Annotated in this window: 13 protein-coding genes; 7 read left to right on the forward strand and 6 right to left on the reverse strand. The window is 72.3% G+C overall.

All coding sequences use genetic code 11. The features are described 5' to 3' along the window. Window positions 1-38 precede the first annotated feature (38 nt). The gene (locus tag ACFQGU_RS09820; RefSeq protein ID WP_386766156.1) at window positions 39-2396 is read right to left on the reverse strand and encodes a putative bifunctional diguanylate cyclase/phosphodiesterase; all 2358 of its coding nucleotides are present in this window, start codon (window positions 2394-2396) and stop codon (window positions 39-41) included. Window positions 2397-2580: 184 nt separating this feature from the next. After that, window positions 2581-3330 (reverse strand): helix-turn-helix domain-containing protein, encoded by a 750-nt coding sequence (locus ACFQGU_RS09825; protein ID WP_386766158.1) that lies wholly within the window; start codon window positions 3328-3330, stop codon window positions 2581-2583. A 280-nt stretch (window positions 3331-3610) separates the two neighbouring features. On the opposite strand from ACFQGU_RS09825, the gene ACFQGU_RS09830 reads away from it, so the two are divergent. Next, on the forward strand, window positions 3611-4315 hold the full coding sequence (locus tag ACFQGU_RS09830; RefSeq protein ID WP_386766160.1) for an SDR family oxidoreductase: 705 nt from the start codon (window positions 3611-3613) through the stop codon (window positions 4313-4315). Next, window positions 4315-5220: a cupin domain-containing protein gene (locus ACFQGU_RS09835; RefSeq protein ID WP_386766162.1), complete on the forward strand. Its 906-nt coding sequence runs from the start codon at window positions 4315-4317 to the stop codon at window positions 5218-5220. The genes ACFQGU_RS09830 and ACFQGU_RS09835 overlap by 1 nt, the downstream gene beginning before the upstream one ends. Before the next feature lie 69 nt (window positions 5221-5289). Here ACFQGU_RS09835 and ACFQGU_RS09840 read toward each other — a convergent pair whose 3' ends face one another. Continuing rightward, a complete protein-coding gene (locus tag ACFQGU_RS09840; protein WP_386766165.1) occupies window positions 5290-6762 on the reverse strand; it encodes an amidohydrolase family protein in 1473 nt (490 codons plus the stop codon). 288 nt (window positions 6763-7050) lie between these two features. On the opposite strand from ACFQGU_RS09840, the gene ACFQGU_RS09845 reads away from it, so the two are divergent. From ACFQGU_RS09845 to ACFQGU_RS09865, 5 genes are all read left to right on the forward strand, one after another. Next, on the forward strand, window positions 7051-7245 hold the full coding sequence (locus tag ACFQGU_RS09845; RefSeq protein WP_386766167.1) for a hypothetical protein: 195 nt from the start codon (window positions 7051-7053) through the stop codon (window positions 7243-7245). A 72-nt stretch (window positions 7246-7317) separates the two neighbouring features. Further along, window positions 7318-7986: a lysophospholipid acyltransferase family protein gene (locus ACFQGU_RS09850; RefSeq protein WP_386768221.1), complete on the forward strand. Its 669-nt coding sequence runs from the start codon at window positions 7318-7320 to the stop codon at window positions 7984-7986. Window positions 7987-8170: 184 nt separating this feature from the next. After that, entirely contained in the window at window positions 8171-9727 is a 1557-nt protein-coding gene (locus ACFQGU_RS09855; RefSeq protein WP_386766169.1) for a TolB family protein, read from the forward strand. Between the two features lie 13 nt (window positions 9728-9740). Beyond that, the gene (locus tag ACFQGU_RS09860) at window positions 9741-11144 is read left to right on the forward strand and encodes a tetratricopeptide repeat protein (RefSeq protein WP_386766171.1); all 1404 of its coding nucleotides are present in this window, start codon (window positions 9741-9743) and stop codon (window positions 11142-11144) included. A gap of 413 nt (window positions 11145-11557) precedes the next feature. After that, window positions 11558-11689: a hypothetical protein gene (locus tag ACFQGU_RS09865; RefSeq protein ID WP_386766173.1), complete on the forward strand. Its 132-nt coding sequence runs from the start codon at window positions 11558-11560 to the stop codon at window positions 11687-11689. Window positions 11690-11699: 10 nt separating this feature from the next. Here ACFQGU_RS09865 and ACFQGU_RS09870 read toward each other — a convergent pair whose 3' ends face one another. Genes ACFQGU_RS09870 through ACFQGU_RS09880 form a run of 3 tightly spaced genes read right to left on the reverse strand, consistent with a single transcriptional unit; the run spans window position 11700 to window position 15147 of the window. Continuing rightward, complete coding sequence (locus tag ACFQGU_RS09870) at window positions 11700-12557, reverse strand: alpha/beta fold hydrolase (protein WP_386766175.1); 858 nt, start codon at window positions 12555-12557, stop codon at window positions 11700-11702. Continuing rightward, on the reverse strand, window positions 12554-13504 hold the full coding sequence (locus ACFQGU_RS09875; RefSeq protein WP_386766177.1) for a Gfo/Idh/MocA family protein: 951 nt from the start codon (window positions 13502-13504) through the stop codon (window positions 12554-12556). Before ACFQGU_RS09875 ends, ACFQGU_RS09870 begins: the two co-directional genes overlap by 4 nt. Then, complete coding sequence (locus ACFQGU_RS09880) at window positions 13501-15147, reverse strand: Gfo/Idh/MocA family protein (RefSeq protein WP_386766179.1); 1647 nt, start codon at window positions 15145-15147, stop codon at window positions 13501-13503. The genes ACFQGU_RS09875 and ACFQGU_RS09880 overlap by 4 nt, the downstream gene beginning before the upstream one ends. Window positions 15148-15236 lie beyond the last annotated feature (89 nt).

Below are 15236 nucleotides of genomic sequence, written 5' to 3' on the forward strand. Positions count from 1 at the left end.
CGGATCCAGGATGTGACCAGCTTGAGACCAGGGTGCGGTCAGCGACCTACCACGGAGGTCCGCTCGGATCGGGACAGCGCGAGGTCGAAGGGCCCCGCCGGGGCGAGGTCGAACGGCCCGGCGGCCGCGAGGTCGGCCGCAGCGGCCAGGGGGAGCGGGCGGCTGAACAGGTAGCCCTGGGCGAAGTCGCAGCCGAGGTCACGGACGGCGGTCGCGCTCGGCCAGTCCTCGACGCCTTCGGCGATGACCGAGAGGTCCATCGCGTGGGCCATGGCCACCACACCGGCGACCAGTGCGCGCGAGCGCGGGTCGTGCAGCTCGGCGACGAACATCTTGTCGATCTTCAGGACGTCCACCGGGAGGCGGTGGAGGTAGCCGACGGACGAGTAGCCGATGCCGAAGTCGTCGATCGCGAGTCGCACACCGCCCTGCTTGAGACCGGTGAGCGCGGCGACGGTCGGCAGGTCGTGGCCGAGGAGCATGCCCTCGGTCAGCTCGAGCACGAGCGGCACCTCGGGGTCGAGGTCGCGCAGCTCGCGCACCCGCTCGGCGAGGGTCTCGTCCGTGACCTGCATGGGGGAGAGGTTGACGCCGAGAGCGATGGGGCGGCCGGCACGCGCCGCCAGCGTGCGCCCGCCCGCGTGCGCCTGCTCGAGGATCTGCCGGCCGAGCTGACGGATCAGGCCCGTGCGCTCGGCCGCGGGGATGAAGCGGTCGGGACCGATGTGGCCGAGTGTCGGGTGCGTCCAGCGGGCCAGCGCCTCGAAGCCGTCGATCAGCCCGGTGCGCAGGTCGACCACGGGCTGGAAGTGCACGGTGATCTGCTCGTCCCGGACCGCGAGCCGCAGCGCGTCCTCGAGCTCGAGCCGGTCGATCTCCTCGCTGCGCATCGACGGCTCGAACCGGGCGACGGTGCCCTTGCCGCGCGACTTGGCGGCGTACATCGCGGTGTCGGCGTTGTTGATCAGGTCCGACGCCGTCGTCGGGCCGGCGCCCGTGAACGTGATGCCGATGCTCACCTGCACCATCAGCTCCTGGCCGGCGGTGTCGAACGGCGCCTCGAGGGCGGCGGTCAGCCGCTCGGCGATGAGGAAGGCCTGGGACTCATCGGTGAGGTCGTCGAGCAGCACCCCGAACTCGTCGCCGCCGAGGCGGGCAGCGACGTCGCCCGGGCGCAGGCACTCGAGGATCCGGTGCGCCACCAGCAGCAGCAGGTCGTCGCCGACCCGGTGGCCGAGCCTGTCGTTGATGCCCTTGAAGCCGTCGAGGTCGCAGTAGAGGACGGCGAGCAGCCCCGACGGGTGCCGACCGTCGATGGCGGCGGTCAGCCGGTCGCTGAACACCGCGCGGTTGTGCAGGCCGGTGAGCGCGTCGTGGCGGGCGAGGAAGGTGGTCTCGTCCGAGAGCCGGCGTCGCTGGAACGCCGACGTGCCGACTGCGGTGAGCGTCTCGAGCGCGGCGCGGTCCTGCTCGGTGAACTCCCGGCCGGACGACTGCGCGCGGACGACGAGATGGCGCGTCGTCCCGTCGTCGAAGGTGATGGGGGAGCCGATCTCCTCGTCGGACGGCGGCTCCACGCGCAGGGTCGCGGTCGTCGAGCGCAGGGTGCGCTCGGCCTGCTGCACGAGCGAGTGCTCGATCTGGTCGTCGGTCAGCCAGTCCGGGGCCTGGGTCGCGGCCTCGAGCAGCCCGGTGAGCCGGCGCTGGGCGAGGCGGTTCTCGCTGACCGAGCGGACCGCGACAAGGATCGTCGCGACGGGCACGAGCAGCAGGATCAGCGTCCACGTCGGGTGGTCCTCGACGAGGATCGCCGCGAGGTAGCCGAGCGTGTCGACGCTGACGAAGCAGGCGAGTCCGAGCGGCACCGAGCCCCAGCGCAGCACCGTGCTGATGGAGCAGCCGTCCTCGATCGCGATCGAGACGGCCGTGACGACCAGGTCGAAGGTGAAGTAGACGGCGCACGCGACCATCACCGACGCGAGCTGCCACGCGGGGTACTCGGGCCCGGGATCGGTGACCGCGACGATCAGCACGAACAGCGCGCCGCCGAGGATCGTCAGGCCGACGTTGAAGATGCGCGCGCGCCAGGACTTCTGCTGGGTGAGCATCGCGAGCGCTGTCGCGATCGACCACAGCGACAGCGCGTGCATCGGCGACTCGGTGAGCACGAGGTACACGAGGACGCAGGTCTCGAAGCCGATGACGATGTCGCCCGACTGGTGCGTCAGCGTCAGGGGGAAGCGGGACATCACGAAGACGAGGAGCACCGCGATGACACCGGTGGGCGCGAGGTCGATGCCCTCGCCGGCCCAGATCAGGACGCTGGAGACGGCGACGAGTACGCCCACGACGAAGATGGCCACGTCGAGGGCAGCCGCTACCGCGGTGCGGCTCATGCGTGGGCTGGCCACGGTCACCCCCGTCACCGTTCGGTGGACAGTCGTCATCGGTGATGTCGACCTGTACGGCGGAGACCTTGAGCAGCGCCCGGACGGGCGGACCGGCCCCGATGGTCCGGGACCAGGGTGCCCGGGCGTGTGGCGGGTTGCCTGCCGAGCGGCGAACCGACCGGTGAGCGGACTAGGAGCCGCGGACGACCGTGGCACGGGGCGCGGCGGACACGGCCGCGGCCGCGAGGCCCTCCGCGCCCGCGGCGAGGGCGGCAGGGGCGGCGCCGGCGCTGGCGCTGGCGGCGGCCTCGCGCAGGATCACCCAGACGGCGCGGACGTCCTCCGTGCCGCGGTTCTCGAGCCGGTGCGGCTCGGAGGCGTCGAACGTGACGGTGTCGCCCGGGTGCAGGGTCCAGGTGTCGAACATGTGGTGGAAGGTGAGCTCGCCGGACTCGATGTAGGCGCACTCGAAGCCCTGGTGCTGCGAGAACTTCCCGGACTTGCCCGAGCTGCTCCCGGGCGCGTACGTCACGAGGATGAACTCGAGGCCGGCCGGGGCGGCGTTGGAGAGCTTCTCCCAGGTGACGCCGGACTCGAGCTCGATCGTCACGCGCTCGCCGGGCACGAGCACGGGCCCGCGGGGCGCCGCCGACGCGGGCCTGCTGGAGGCGGCCCGGGGGCCAGGCGTGGGCTGACCGGACCCGGACGACGTGACCGACGCGGCGGGGGGATCGCCGGCCGGGTTCTCGAACAGGTCGTCGAGGGTGAGGCCGAGCTCGTTGACGAGCTTGTACAGGGTGGCCACCGAGGCTCGGCAGCGGTCGTTCTCGACCTGGGAGAGCATGCTCGCCGACACCCCGACGCGGCTGCCGAGCTCGCGCAGCGAGAGCCCGAGCTCGCGTCGGCGCGCCCGAAGACGCGGCCCTGCGGCTGCCTGCATGGCTCCTGCCCCCTCGCGGGTCGTCCCGGGGGCGCGCCGCGCCCCGACGTTCATCGGCACTGTACTGCACGGGCGCTGGCGACGGCGGGGTCCGACCCGCGTGATCACGCTCAACGGCACGCCCGAGGCCCCGGCGGTGAGCCTCGGGGAGCCCGTCGCGCAGGCTCCTCCCAGAACATTGCTGAACACTTGTAAAGAAATACTTGACGCTCTCGGACCGCCTCCTTAGTCTCGCGGGGACGCCGCCCTCTGTCGGAGGGCGCTGCAGCAGGAGGATCCCGTGGGAGAGCACACCAGGCAGGGCACCGCCGTCATCCTCGGCGGGACGTCGGGCATCGGGCGCGAGCTCGCCGCACGGCTCGCGGCGGACGGGATGTCGGTCGTCATCTCGGGGCGCGACGCCGACCGCGCGCAGTCGGTCGCCGCGGAGATCGGACCCACCGTCCGCGGCATCGCCCTCGACCTCGCGGAGCCGGCCTCCATCGCCGCCGCCCTGTCGGACGTCGAGAGCGTCGACCACCTCGTGGTGGCCGCCATCGAGCGCGACGCCAACGGCATCAAGGAGTACGACGTCGCCCGCGCGACGCGCCTCGTCACGCTCAAGCTGGTCGGGTACGCCGAGGCCGTCCACGTCCTGCACGACCGCTTCACCCCGAGCGCCTCGATCGTGCTGTTCGGCGGCCTCGCGATGCTGCGCCCCTACCCGGGCTCGACCACGGTCACCACCGTCAACGGCGGCATCAGCTCGATGGTGCGCACGCTCGCCAGCGAGCTCGCACCCGTACGCGTCAACGCGCTCCACCCGGGCATCGTCGGAGACAGCCCGGAGTGGAAGGAGAAGAGCCTCGACCTCGTGGTCTCGCGCACGCCCATCGGCCGGACCGTGACGATGGACGAGATCGTCGGTGCCACGCTCTTCCTTCTCGACAACGGAGGCGTCAACGCGGTCAACCTCATGGTCGACGGCGGGACCATGGTTCGCTGATGTACCACGTCACGCGGATCGACGAGACGCAGAACGTGCTGCCGGCGGCGTACGCCGACCGCTCGAAGGGCTTCTCGCGCCAGCAGCTCGTCGGCAAGTCCGAGGGCTCGCCGCACATGGGCCTGTACGTCTGCGCCCTCGAGCCGGCGGGGCACGTCGAGGCGGTGGTGCACTCGTTCGAGGTCAGCATGTACGTGCTGTCCGGCGAGCTCGTCGTCACGATGCTCGGCGCGTCGACCACGCTCGGCGCCGACGACTGCATCGCGGTGCCCGTCGGCGTCACGTACTCCGTGCGCGCAGGCCGTGGCCCGGTGTCGTGGCTGCTCATGAGTGCGCCGGCGCCGTTCGAGGACACGCGTCGTACCGACACGTTCTTCACCGGCGAGCAGCTCGAGGCCGCGGCCTCGCCCGCCACCGATGTGCGGGACCCGCGCAACCAGAGCGCGTTCCGCTTCGACCCCGCGTCGATGGACCTCGACAACCTCGCCGTCGGCTCCCAGGTGGACGCGCCCCAGGTGTCGGCCAGCATGGCGACGGCGCTGCTCGCCTACAGCGGCATCGGCGTGCGGATGCTCGTCGACCAGCGGCTGCGCGCGCAGCTGCACACGATGTTCATGGTGCAGTACCAGCCCACCGCCATCGCCCACCCGCACGACCACCCCTTCGAGGAGGCGTACGTGATGGTCCAGGGCGAGGTGCACGCGCTCGTCGAGGGCGACGAGCTCGTCCTGCGGCCCGGCGACGTGCTCTGGGCCGGCGTGGGTGCCGACCACGGGTTCCACAACCGCGGGAGCGGCCTGGTGCGCTGGATCGAGACGCAGGCGCCGCAGCCTCCGGCCCAGCACTCCTACCGGTTCAACAGGGACTGGGAGTACCTCGCGCAGGTGATCGAGAGCGGCGGCTGAATCCTCAGGAGCAGCACGACGGAGGCCGGCGAGCAGGTGCTCGCCGGCCTCCGTGATCGCTCGGGCGATCTACTCGTCGTGCGCCTCGGCGGCGCCGATCTCGTGGTCGCTGTACTGGTAGGGGTTGTCGAAGAGCTCGTCGGGCGCGAGCTCGGGGTTCATGCCGTTGACCCACTTCTCGTCGCCGAGGGCCTGCATCAGGTGGTCGACGGTCTGCCCGACGACCTCGCGGGCCTTGGCGACCTTGTCGGCCGCACCGACGAGCCGGCCGTCGTGCTTGAGGACCTTGCCCTTGACGAGGACGGAGTGCACGTCGCCGCGGGTGGCCTGGTAGACCACGTGGCCGTACGGGTTGAGCACCGGGAACATCGCCGGCGACGCGTCGTTCTTGATCAGCACCACGTCGGCCTGCTTGCCGACCTCGAGGCTGCCGACCTTGTCACCGAGCCCGAGCGCGCGGGCACCGCCGATGGTCGCCCACTCCACGACCGTCTCCGCACGCAGCGGGTGGTTGACGACCGTCTCGCCCTTCTCGTGGGCGGCCATGTGCACGCGCACCCGATCGGCGTTGAGGGTGCCGCGCATGGCCGAGAACAGGTCGGCGCTCCACCACACGCTCGTGTCCATCGACAGCGACACGGGGACGCCGTACTTGCGGAGCTGCCAGGTGGGCGGGTAGCCCTGCCCCGCGCTGCACTCGCTCTCGGTCGACACCGACGCGTGGCCGCCGGACGCCGCGATGCGGTGGTAGGAGTCCGCCGACAGCGTGGTCGAGTGGACGTAGATCTGGCCCGGCGTCATGAAGCCGTTGTCGTGCATGAGCTGGATGCTCTCGTCCTTGGTGATCGCCCAGACGCCGGCGTGCGTCGTGACCGGGACGCCGAGCTCGCGGGCGGCCTCGAAGGCCGCCTTCTCCGGGAACGTCGGGTCGCCCGTGACGTCGAAGGCGAGCTGGAAGCCGAGCATGTCGTTCGACGGGTCGATGCGACGTCGTACGAAGTCGCGGAACTCGGGGGAGTTCGACCACTCCCAGGGGCCCTGCTGGATGTTGCCGTAGGCGAGCACGAACCGGCCCGGCACCTCCTCGAGGGCGTCGAGCGCGGCGTCGGCGTGCTCGGTGCTCTGCAGACCGTGCGACCAGTCGACCGACGTCGTGACGCCGGCGTCGACGGCCTCGACGGCGCTGAGCAGGTTGCCGGCGTACACGTCCTCGGGGCGGAAGGACTTGCCCCACTCGAGGTAGTACCAGACGAAGTACTGCGTGAGGGTCCAGTCGGCGCCGTAGCCGCGCATGGCGGTCTGCCACATGTGGCGGTGCGTATCGATCATGCCCGGCATGACGATGCCGCCGGAGGCGTCGATCTCGACGGTGCCCTCGGGCACGGCGAGGTTCGGCCCGATCGCCGCGATGGTCTCGCCGACGACGAGCACATCGGCACCTGCGAGAACCGTCTTGCTGTCGTTCATCGTGAGCACGGTGCCGCCGCGCAGGACCACCGCAGGGGCGGCCGCGAACGTACCGGGGTCGGGGGTCGAGGTCATCGCTCTCCTTCGAGAGGGCGCCGCGTCGCGGCGTGCTGGGGGTGGCCCGGCGAGGTGCGGACCCTCGACGGCTTGGAGCAAACATGAGGGGGGCTGAACGCACTGTCAAGGGATTCTGTGCAGTATTTCTGAACTTCCTGGGGGTATGGCGCGGGCCGTCACCGCGGCCGGCAGGGCGTGCGTCCAGTACGGATTCACAGCGGCGGTACGACCCAGGACGCGATTCGGGCGCGGCACCCGCCGTTCCTCACGTTCCCCCCGACCTCGGCCGGGCAGTAGCGTCTCGGCATGGCCAAGACCAAGAACGACGCACGCGAGGAGTGGGCCGCGGCCGAGGAGGAGTACCGCAAGGTCATCGAGCCCTACGCCACCGGCTTCGGTGCCGAGCCGATCGACCGCGCCACCCTCGTCGTCATCGCCAAGGCGCGCAGCAAGGCCGAGCGCTGCCTGGACGCCTACGTGCGGCGCGTCCTCGGCACCTGATCGGCACCCGGTGCCGGTGCTGGGAGACCACCTGGGAGGCTTGTGCCCTCGGGGATCGGCCGGAAGGTGAGCATGCTGTACGAGGTCGCGCACGCGATCGTGCCGCCGGTGGCCAAGGTGGTGTGGCGTCCGCACGTCGAGGGCCTCGCCAGCATCCCGGAGTCCGGGCCCGTCATCGTCGCGAGCAACCACCTGTCGTTCGCCGACAGCATGGTGATCCCGATTGTCTCGCCGCGGAAGGTCGTGTTCCTCGCCAAGGAGTCCTACTTCACCGGCACGGGCGTCAAGGGCGCGCTGATGCGCGGCTGGTTCGAGGGCATCGGCATGATCCCCGTCGACCGCGACGACACCAAGGCGGCGCTGGCCTCGCTCGACATCGCCCTCGAGGTGCTCGGCCGGGGCGAGGCCTTCGGCATCTACCCCGAGGGCACCCGTTCGCTCGACGGCCGGCTCTACCGGGGGCGGACGGGCGTGGCGCACCTGGCGCTCACCTCGGGCGCCCCGATCGTGCCCGTCGGGCTCATCGGTACCGAGAAGCTGCAGCCGGTGGGTGCCAAGGCACCCCGGCTCGCGCGCGTCACCGTGCGGTTCGGGACCCCGATCCGGGTGGGGAAGCGGTTCGAGGGCATGCCCAGCGGCGCCGCACGGCGCGCCCTCACCGACGAGGTGATGGCCGCGATCCAGGCGCTGTCGGGGCAGCCGCGCGCCGACGGCTACAACGAGCGGCCTCCGACCGTCTGACCAGAGCTGGCGGCGGAGAGTGACCACTGCGTCACTATTCGACAGCACTGCGTGACAATCCCCTGCGGCAGAGGCGATCCCGGCAGTTTCCGTCGCTGCTAGCGCACCCATCCGGGGCCGTGCGTCGCTACCGTCGTGCCGGGCGGTCCGCCCGTCCGTCCGTCGACCCTGGGTGGGGGATCTCATGCGTCGTGCCGCGCTCGTCCTGGTGCCGCTGCTCGTCGTGACCGGGCTCGTGGCCGCCGCACCGGCGGCCGTGGCCCAGCACCCCGGTGCGAACGGCGTGATCACGAACATCGAGGGCTTCGTCTGGTCGGGCACGTTCGCGCCCGACGGCACCGAGCGTGCGTGCTGCGGCGTCCAGGGGGATCCCGAGTCCGCCCTGCCCTCGATCGCCCCTGAGGAGGCGATCTGGGGCCCCGACGGCCGCACCGTCGCGGTCGTCGGCGAATGGGTGAACGACCCGACCAACGCCGGTCTCGAGATCCTCGTCTACGACGTGGTGGACGACGAGATCAGGTCGATCGGCACGGCCGACGACAGCCGGCCCGATTTCAGCCCCGACGGCTCCCAGCTCGTGATCAGCCGCGGTGGGGACCTCATGATCGTGGACGTCGCGAGCGGCGCTCCGGTGCGCCAGCTGACCTCGACACCAGGTGTCGACGAGGTGGACCCCTCCTGGAGCCCCGACGGCGGCAGCATCGCCTTCGCCACGGCAGCGGGCGTCTCGGTTCTGCCCGCCGCTGGCGGGCCGAGCGCTCCGCTGGTGGATGCGGCAGCCGAACCTCAGTACTCCGGCGACGGCGCCCATCTGGCGTACCTCGTGGGTACCCAGCTCTGGGTCTCGGACGCGGACGGGACGAGTGCGGTCGACACCGGGATCCGGGCCACGGAGTACACCTGGTCGCCCGACTCGACGCGATTCGCGGTCGTCATCGACAGCGCCGAGATGGGCGAGGAATGGCAGAGCGCCGAGACGTGGGTGACGTCGATCGACGGACAGCCCTTGTCTGCCAGCCCGGCCAACGGAAGCGCGAGCGCGAGCAGCTGGTCGTGGCAGCCGGTGCAGGCGCCGGAGCCCGGTGTCGTCGCGCCGACCTCGGGCGTGTCGGGCGCCGCCTCGGCGTTCTCCCGCTCGTCGACCCTCACGGTGCGCTGGACGGCGTCCGACCTCGTGTCGCCCGTGACGAGCACCGATGTCAGGTACCGCCGCGCGAGCGCGCTCGGTGGCCCGTACACGAGCTACCGCTGGTGGATCAACCGGACCACGACGCGCCTCGCGACGCTCGACGCCGTGCCGGGCTACCGGTACTGCTTCTCGAGCCGGGCCCGCAACGAGGCCGGGGCGGTGAGCGCGTGGTCGGAGGAGAAGTGCACGACGGTGCCCTTCGACGACCGCCAGCTCACCGCGCGCGGCGACTGGGTCCGCGTGTCGCGCGAGGGCTTCCTGCGCGGGACCGCGTCGCGCACCACGGACCAGTGGGCCTCGCTCTCGACCGCACCGGGCTACGTGCGCGAGGTGGGCGTGATCGCCTCGACCGGCCCGAACGGCGGCCGGGTCGCGGTGCTGGTCGGGTCGCACCGGATCGGCACGATCTCGCTCTACTCCGCCACGGCGAAGGACCGCACGGTCCTCATGCTTCCGCGTCTGGCGAAGGGCAGGTACGGCTCGGTGCGTCTCGTCGTCCTCACCTCGGGCAGGACCGTGCGCATCGACGGCCTCGCCACCTCGGCCCGGTAGGGCGAGGGCGAGCATGAGCATCGACCAGCACGGCAACGTCCTCACCGACGCCGATCCTGCGGCCGTAGCGGCGTACGACGATGCGGTGGACCACCTGCTGCACTTCCGGTCAGAGGTCGGCGACTCGCTCTCGACCGCGCTCACCATCGAGCCCGGTCTGGCGATGGGCCGGGTGATGGAGGCCTACCTCGGCGTCCTCGGCACCGAGCCCGATGACGTGGCCGCGGCGAAGGAGTCGCTCACGTCGTACATCGCGACCACCGACGCCTCGGGGCTGCAGCCGCGCGAGCGCCAGCACCTCGCGGCGGCCGACGCGCTCGTGCGCGGCGACCTCGTGAGCGGAGGAAGGCTGCTGCGCGCGCTCGTCGTCGAGCACCCGCGCGACGCGCTCGCCCTTGCGGTGGGCCACCAGGTCGACTTCTTCACGGCGGATGCGCCGGCCCTCCGCGACCGCGTGGGCGGCGCGCTCTCCGCCTGGACCGAGGACGACCCGCACCTCGGGCAGCTGCTCGGCATGCACGCGTTCGGCCTCGAGGAGTGCGGGCTCTACGGACGCTCGGAGGACGTCGGGCTCCGGGCGCTCGAGCTCGACCGGTCGGACGTGTGGGCGCTGCACGCCGTCGCGCACACCTTCGAGATGCAGGGCCGGTTCGCCGAGGGCCGCGCCTTCCTCGACGAGCGCGCGGGCGACTGGCAGCAGGGCAACTTCCTCAACGTCCACAACTGGTGGCACTACTGCCTCTACCTGCTCGAGGCCGGCGACACCCGGCGTCCGCTGGAGATCTACGACGCCGTCCTGCACCACGCGGAGTCCGCCGGTCTCGCGATGGAGATGCTGGATGCGTCTGCGCTGCTGTGGCGGCTGCTGCTCGAGGGCGAGGACACGGGGTCGCGGTGGACGGCTCTCGCCGAGGCGTGGGACGCGAAGGTCGCGGTGCCTCTCTACTCGTTCAACGACATGCACGCCGTGATGGCGTACATCGGTGCCGGCCGCCTGCGCGACGCCGAGCGGCTGGTCGAGAGCCGGACCCAGTGGCTCGCGGGCGACGTCGACCCGGCGGTCACCAACGTGACGATGACGCGCGAGGTCGGTCTGCCCGTCGCACGGGCGCTCGTGGCCTTCGCGCGCGAGGACTACGCCACCGCGGTCGAACTGCTGGCGCCCATCAGGAGCCGCGTGCAGCTGTTCGGCGGCAGCCACGCGCAGCGGGACGCCGTGCAGCGCACGCTGCTCGAGGCGGCCATCCGTGCGGGCCGGCTCGATCTCGCGCGGACGCTGGTCTCGGAGAGGCTCGGGATCAACCCGTGCAGCCCCTACTCCTGGCTCAAGCGCGCGACCGTGGTGCAGGCGCTCGGCGACGAGGTCGGCGCCGACCTCGCGCGCGCGGAGGCCGAGGCGCTCCGCACCGCTCGCTGAGCTGTCGGCCGGTGGAGGACCCCGTTCCGCGACCGGCCGACGCCCCGGCGTCGACCCGCTCGATGCACCTCGGCCGAGCACTCGGTGCACGTCGGAGGAACCGGATGCGCGTCGGGGGAGGCGTGGCGACACTCGACCTCCGCGGCCGTCGCCGGGCGGCCGGACAGCGCGAGGGAGCGGACATGGCTCTCGAGGACATCGTCGGTCAGGCGAAGGAGATGCTCAGCAGCAGCGAGGTGGAGCAGGGCGCCCAGGCGCTCAAGGACCGGGTCTAGGCACCGAACGGCTCTGCACGGGTGGGTGGCGCGGTCGACGCGCCGCCCACCCGTGGCCGTTCCGGCAGCGTGCGCGACGAAGGGGCGTACTGTCCGGAGTCACGGAGCCGTTCAGGCTTCCCGGCTCGAGGAGCCACCATGGCCGACAAGTCCCCGCGACAGCACCTGCAGAAGAAGACGGCCGGGAAGTCCCTCAAGGAGAAGCGCCTCGACAAGAAGGCCAAGGCGGGCACCTCGCACGAGATCATCCCGTCGACCAAGAAGCACTGACCGCGGGTCGTCAGGGGCGGGCTCGCACCTCGAGTGCGAGCAGGTCGGCCGTGCACCGGTCCGGCTGCTGAGCGTGCAGGTCGTGGTGCGCACCGACGTACCACTGCACCTCGGCGTCGGGGATGCGGTCAAGAGCCTCGGTGACGGGCGTCGACCCGAGGGGGACGGCGTCGACCGCAGCCATGAGGAGCGTCGGCACCTGCACCCGCGGGTAGAGCGGGCGCGGATCGTCCTGCCACAGCGAGTGCACGATGCTGCGGTGATGCTCGCGTGCGAGGTGCGGCCGCACGGTGCCGTCGGGCAGGTCGCCGAAGTTCGCCAGCGCTCCGAGCCGACCCTCCTCCGGCCAGTCGCTGTTCCAGCTGCGGGCGCGCTCCTCGAGCGACGCGCGCGTCCAGCCGTCGAAGACCGGCGGGGCCAGCTGCTCCCAGCACTCGTCGAAGGTCGGGAACCGGTCCGACAGGTGGATCCACCCGCCGTCGACCAGAGCGATCGCGCCGACGCCGCGGTGCTCGGCCGCGAGCGTGAGCACGACGTTGCCGCCCCACGACTGGCCTGCGACGACCGGCGCGCGATCGCCGGTCCATCCGAGGGCCGCGATCAGATCGCTCAGATCGCATGCGGCCGTGGAGGTGTCGTAGCCGTCCACGGTCTCCTCCGACCGGCCGTGGCCGCGCTGGTCGACGGCGACCACCTCGTGACCGGCCGCGGCGAGCCTGCGCGCAACCCCGTCCCACAGCCGTGCGTTCGAGGCGAGGCCGTGCACGAGCAGGAAGGGACGCCGCTCGCCCGGGGCACGACGCAGCGCCATCCGGAAGCCGGGCAGGGCGATGTCGTCGTCGACGAGGCCGGGGAGCACGTCGCTCATGATGCCCCAGCCACCCGGGCGATCTCGTCGACGGTGCGCGCGACGGCGAGCGACTCCGAGAGCGGGAGCACCCACGCGTCCTCGCCGAGGACCAGCGAGGAGGCGGCCTCGACCATGAGCCGGTAGGCGTCGCACTCGGCGAACTCCTCGACCTGCTCGACTCCGTCGCGCACGATCCGCAGGGTCGACGGCTCGCGCCAGGACGTGAACGCCGGGTGCGGCAGCTCGAGGGCGAATCCGGGTGCGGTCACCGTCCACCCCTGCGACTCGGGCCGGACGAACGAGCCCAGCACCGAGGCCCGGCCGCGGTCCGATGCCAGCGTCGCGGTGGTCGTGAGGTCGACACCGGTCGGGCCGAGGTCGTGCGCCGCGTCCACGACCGTCGGCTCGTGCCCGAGGGCGACCATCGCCGCGGCGGTCGCGTACACGCCGACGTCGAGGAGGGCGCCGCCGCCGCGCGACGGGTCGAGCCGGTAGTTGTCGTCGGGCACGCCGGCGAAGGTGAACCAGGTGCGGATGTCGAGCTCGCCGGGCACCTCGGCCAGGAGCTCCTCCACGCGACGGGTCCGCGGGTGCCAGCGGTTCCAGGCGGCCTCGACGAGGTGCACGCCGTTGCGCTGCGCCGCCGCCGTCATCTCGGCCACCTCGTCGGCGTGCAGCGCGAGCGGCTTCTCGCACAGCACGTGCTTGCCGGCCGCCAGAGCCGCAGTGACCCACGGGAGGTGGGCGTCGTTGGGGAGCGAGATGTAGACGGCGTCGACGTCGTCGGCCGCCAGCACCTCGTCGTACGACGAGACCGCGCGCACCGGCTCGAGCGACCGCGCCCGGTCGAGGTCCCGTGCACCCACCACCTGGAGCACGGCGTTCTCCGCCTGGTGCACCACAGGGCCGACACCGCGGGTGGCGATGAAGCCTGCGCCGAGGAAGCCCCAGCGCACCTGCGTCATCGCGGGACCACCGGCCGGCCCGAGTCCTCCGCCGAGGCACGCGCCGCCTCCATGACGGCGAGCACCCGGCGCGACTGCGCACCCGTCACCGACATCGGCAGCCCGAGGTGCAGGCGCTCGGCCAGCTCGCGGTGGAACGAGTACGGCGCGGCCGCAGGGGTGGCGAGGCGGGTGACGCTGCCGTCGCCCGCGTGCAGGTCGAGGAGCGGGGGGGAGTCGGCGGGGGCGAGCACGTCCTCGGCGAGGGTGCCGATGTCGTTGCGCGACACGATCCTCTCGGTGCGCCACGTGCCGACGATCGCCCCCTCGGTGCCGAGCACGTACCACCGCGGCTTGAGCACCGCGGCGAGGTCCGAGTGGATGAACTCCGCCTCGACGCCGTCGGTGAAGCGCACCGTGACGCGCGAGTGGTCGGCGTTCGTGACGTCGTGCCAGCGGCGCTTGTGGGCGGCGGCCGTCACGTACTCGACGTCCGTGGGGACGAGGTCGAGGATCTGGTCGAGCACGTGCGAGCCCCAGTCGTAGAACGCGCCGCCCGACACGCCCTCGTCGGAGTGCCAGAGGTTGCAGGGGTGCCCGTAGCCGCCGACGAACGTCTCCAGGTGGAAGACGTCGCCGAGCGCGCCGGAGCGCACAGCTCGGCGTACGGCCAGATGGTCGGGGTCGAAGCGCCGGTTCTGGTAGACGACGGCGAGCAGCCCTGCCGCGTCGGCCTCGGCCAGGACGGCGTCCGCCTCCTCGGTGCGGATCGCGAACGGCTTCTCGACCACCACGTGCTTGCCCGCGCGGATCGCACGCAGCGCCCAGTCGGCGTGGGTGCTCGGAGGCGTGGAGACCACGACGAGATCGACGTCGTCGCGGGCGATCAGGGCGTCGGCGTCGGACAGCGTCGCGATGCCGGGGGCGGCCTGGGCTGCGGCGTCGCGGCGGGCGGGCGAGGTGTCGCACACGGCCGAGAGCGCGAGGCCGTCGACGGCGCGCACCGCGCGGCTGTGCTCGTGCCCGATCGCGCCGTAGCCGAGCAGCCCGACCCGGACGTCCGCGGGGGTGCTGCGGCCGGTGACGTGCCCGAGGAGACCGACCAGAGCGCGCACGGTGGCCCGCTCGGCTGCCGCGGCGCCGGTGGTGCCGAGGGTCCAGGTGGCCACGCCGGTGCTCGGGCGCCAGGTCATGACGGGGTGCTCGACGAGGCCGACGGCCGCCACGCGCAGCACCTCGACGTCGTCGGTCACCTTGTCGGCAAGCATCACGCGGTCGGTGACGTGGTCGTGCGGGCCGTTGTGGTCGCCCTCGGCGTGCGTGTGACCCGACGTCGGCAGCAGGGCGCCGTCGCGCCCGACGCGCACGCGGACGTCGTGGACCGGCGTCGCCCGGCTCACGCGGAAGCCGGCGGCCTCGGCGAGGCGCGACTCGGTGTCGCCGCGTCCGAGGGTGGGCCCGGCGAGGATCACGGGGCGGGGGTCGGCGACGACGGACGCGAGCTCCCCGGCCGGCAAGGGGCGGTCGGCCCACACGAGGACGACGTCGGCGGAGTCGTGCGTCGACTCGGCGTGCCCGGCTGCGGAGAGCGTGTGCCGCAGGGCGTCGACCGCCGCGCGCAGCGGGTCGTCGTCGAGCTGCACGATCCAGGCGATACGGGTCATCCGACGACACTAGGCCCGACGGCAGCGCAGGGCGACCGGGATGGGTGACCGTTCGGTGACGTCCTGCCGCCGCCGCCGGTGCCAGACTT

It is taken from the genome of Longivirga aurantiaca (assembly GCF_042660085.1).
GTDB classification, from domain to species: domain Bacteria; phylum Actinomycetota; class Actinomycetes; order S36-B12; family CAIYMF01; genus Longivirga; species Longivirga aurantiaca.

What these genes read in the sequence shown, in the direction of transcription:
- ACFQGU_RS09820 (WP_386766156.1), bottom strand. Translation starts at nt 2,396, where the DNA reads ATGAGCCGCACCGCGGTAGCGGCTGCCCTCGACGTGGCCATCTTCGTC.
- ACFQGU_RS09825 (WP_386766158.1), bottom strand. Translation starts at nt 3,330, where the DNA reads ATGCAGGCAGCCGCAGGGCCGCGTCTTCGGGCGCGCCGACGCGAGCTC.
- ACFQGU_RS09835 (WP_386766162.1), top strand. Translation starts at nt 4,315, where the DNA reads ATGTACCACGTCACGCGGATCGACGAGACGCAGAACGTGCTGCCGGCG.
- ACFQGU_RS09840 (WP_386766165.1), bottom strand. Translation starts at nt 6,762, where the DNA reads ATGACCTCGACCCCCGACCCCGGTACGTTCGCGGCCGCCCCTGCGGTG.
- ACFQGU_RS09845 (WP_386766167.1), top strand. Translation starts at nt 7,051, where the DNA reads ATGGCCAAGACCAAGAACGACGCACGCGAGGAGTGGGCCGCGGCCGAG.
- ACFQGU_RS09850 (WP_386768221.1), top strand. Translation starts at nt 7,318, where the DNA reads ATGCTGTACGAGGTCGCGCACGCGATCGTGCCGCCGGTGGCCAAGGTG.
- ACFQGU_RS09855 (WP_386766169.1), top strand. Translation starts at nt 8,171, where the DNA reads ATGCGTCGTGCCGCGCTCGTCCTGGTGCCGCTGCTCGTCGTGACCGGG.
- ACFQGU_RS09860 (WP_386766171.1), top strand. Translation starts at nt 9,741, where the DNA reads ATGAGCATCGACCAGCACGGCAACGTCCTCACCGACGCCGATCCTGCG.
- ACFQGU_RS09865 (WP_386766173.1), top strand. Translation starts at nt 11,558, where the DNA reads ATGGCCGACAAGTCCCCGCGACAGCACCTGCAGAAGAAGACGGCCGGG.
- ACFQGU_RS09870 (WP_386766175.1), bottom strand. Translation starts at nt 12,557, where the DNA reads ATGAGCGACGTGCTCCCCGGCCTCGTCGACGACGACATCGCCCTGCCC.
- ACFQGU_RS09875 (WP_386766177.1), bottom strand. Translation starts at nt 13,504, where the DNA reads ATGACGCAGGTGCGCTGGGGCTTCCTCGGCGCAGGCTTCATCGCCACC.
- ACFQGU_RS09880 (WP_386766179.1), bottom strand. Translation starts at nt 15,147, where the DNA reads ATGACCCGTATCGCCTGGATCGTGCAGCTCGACGACGACCCGCTGCGC.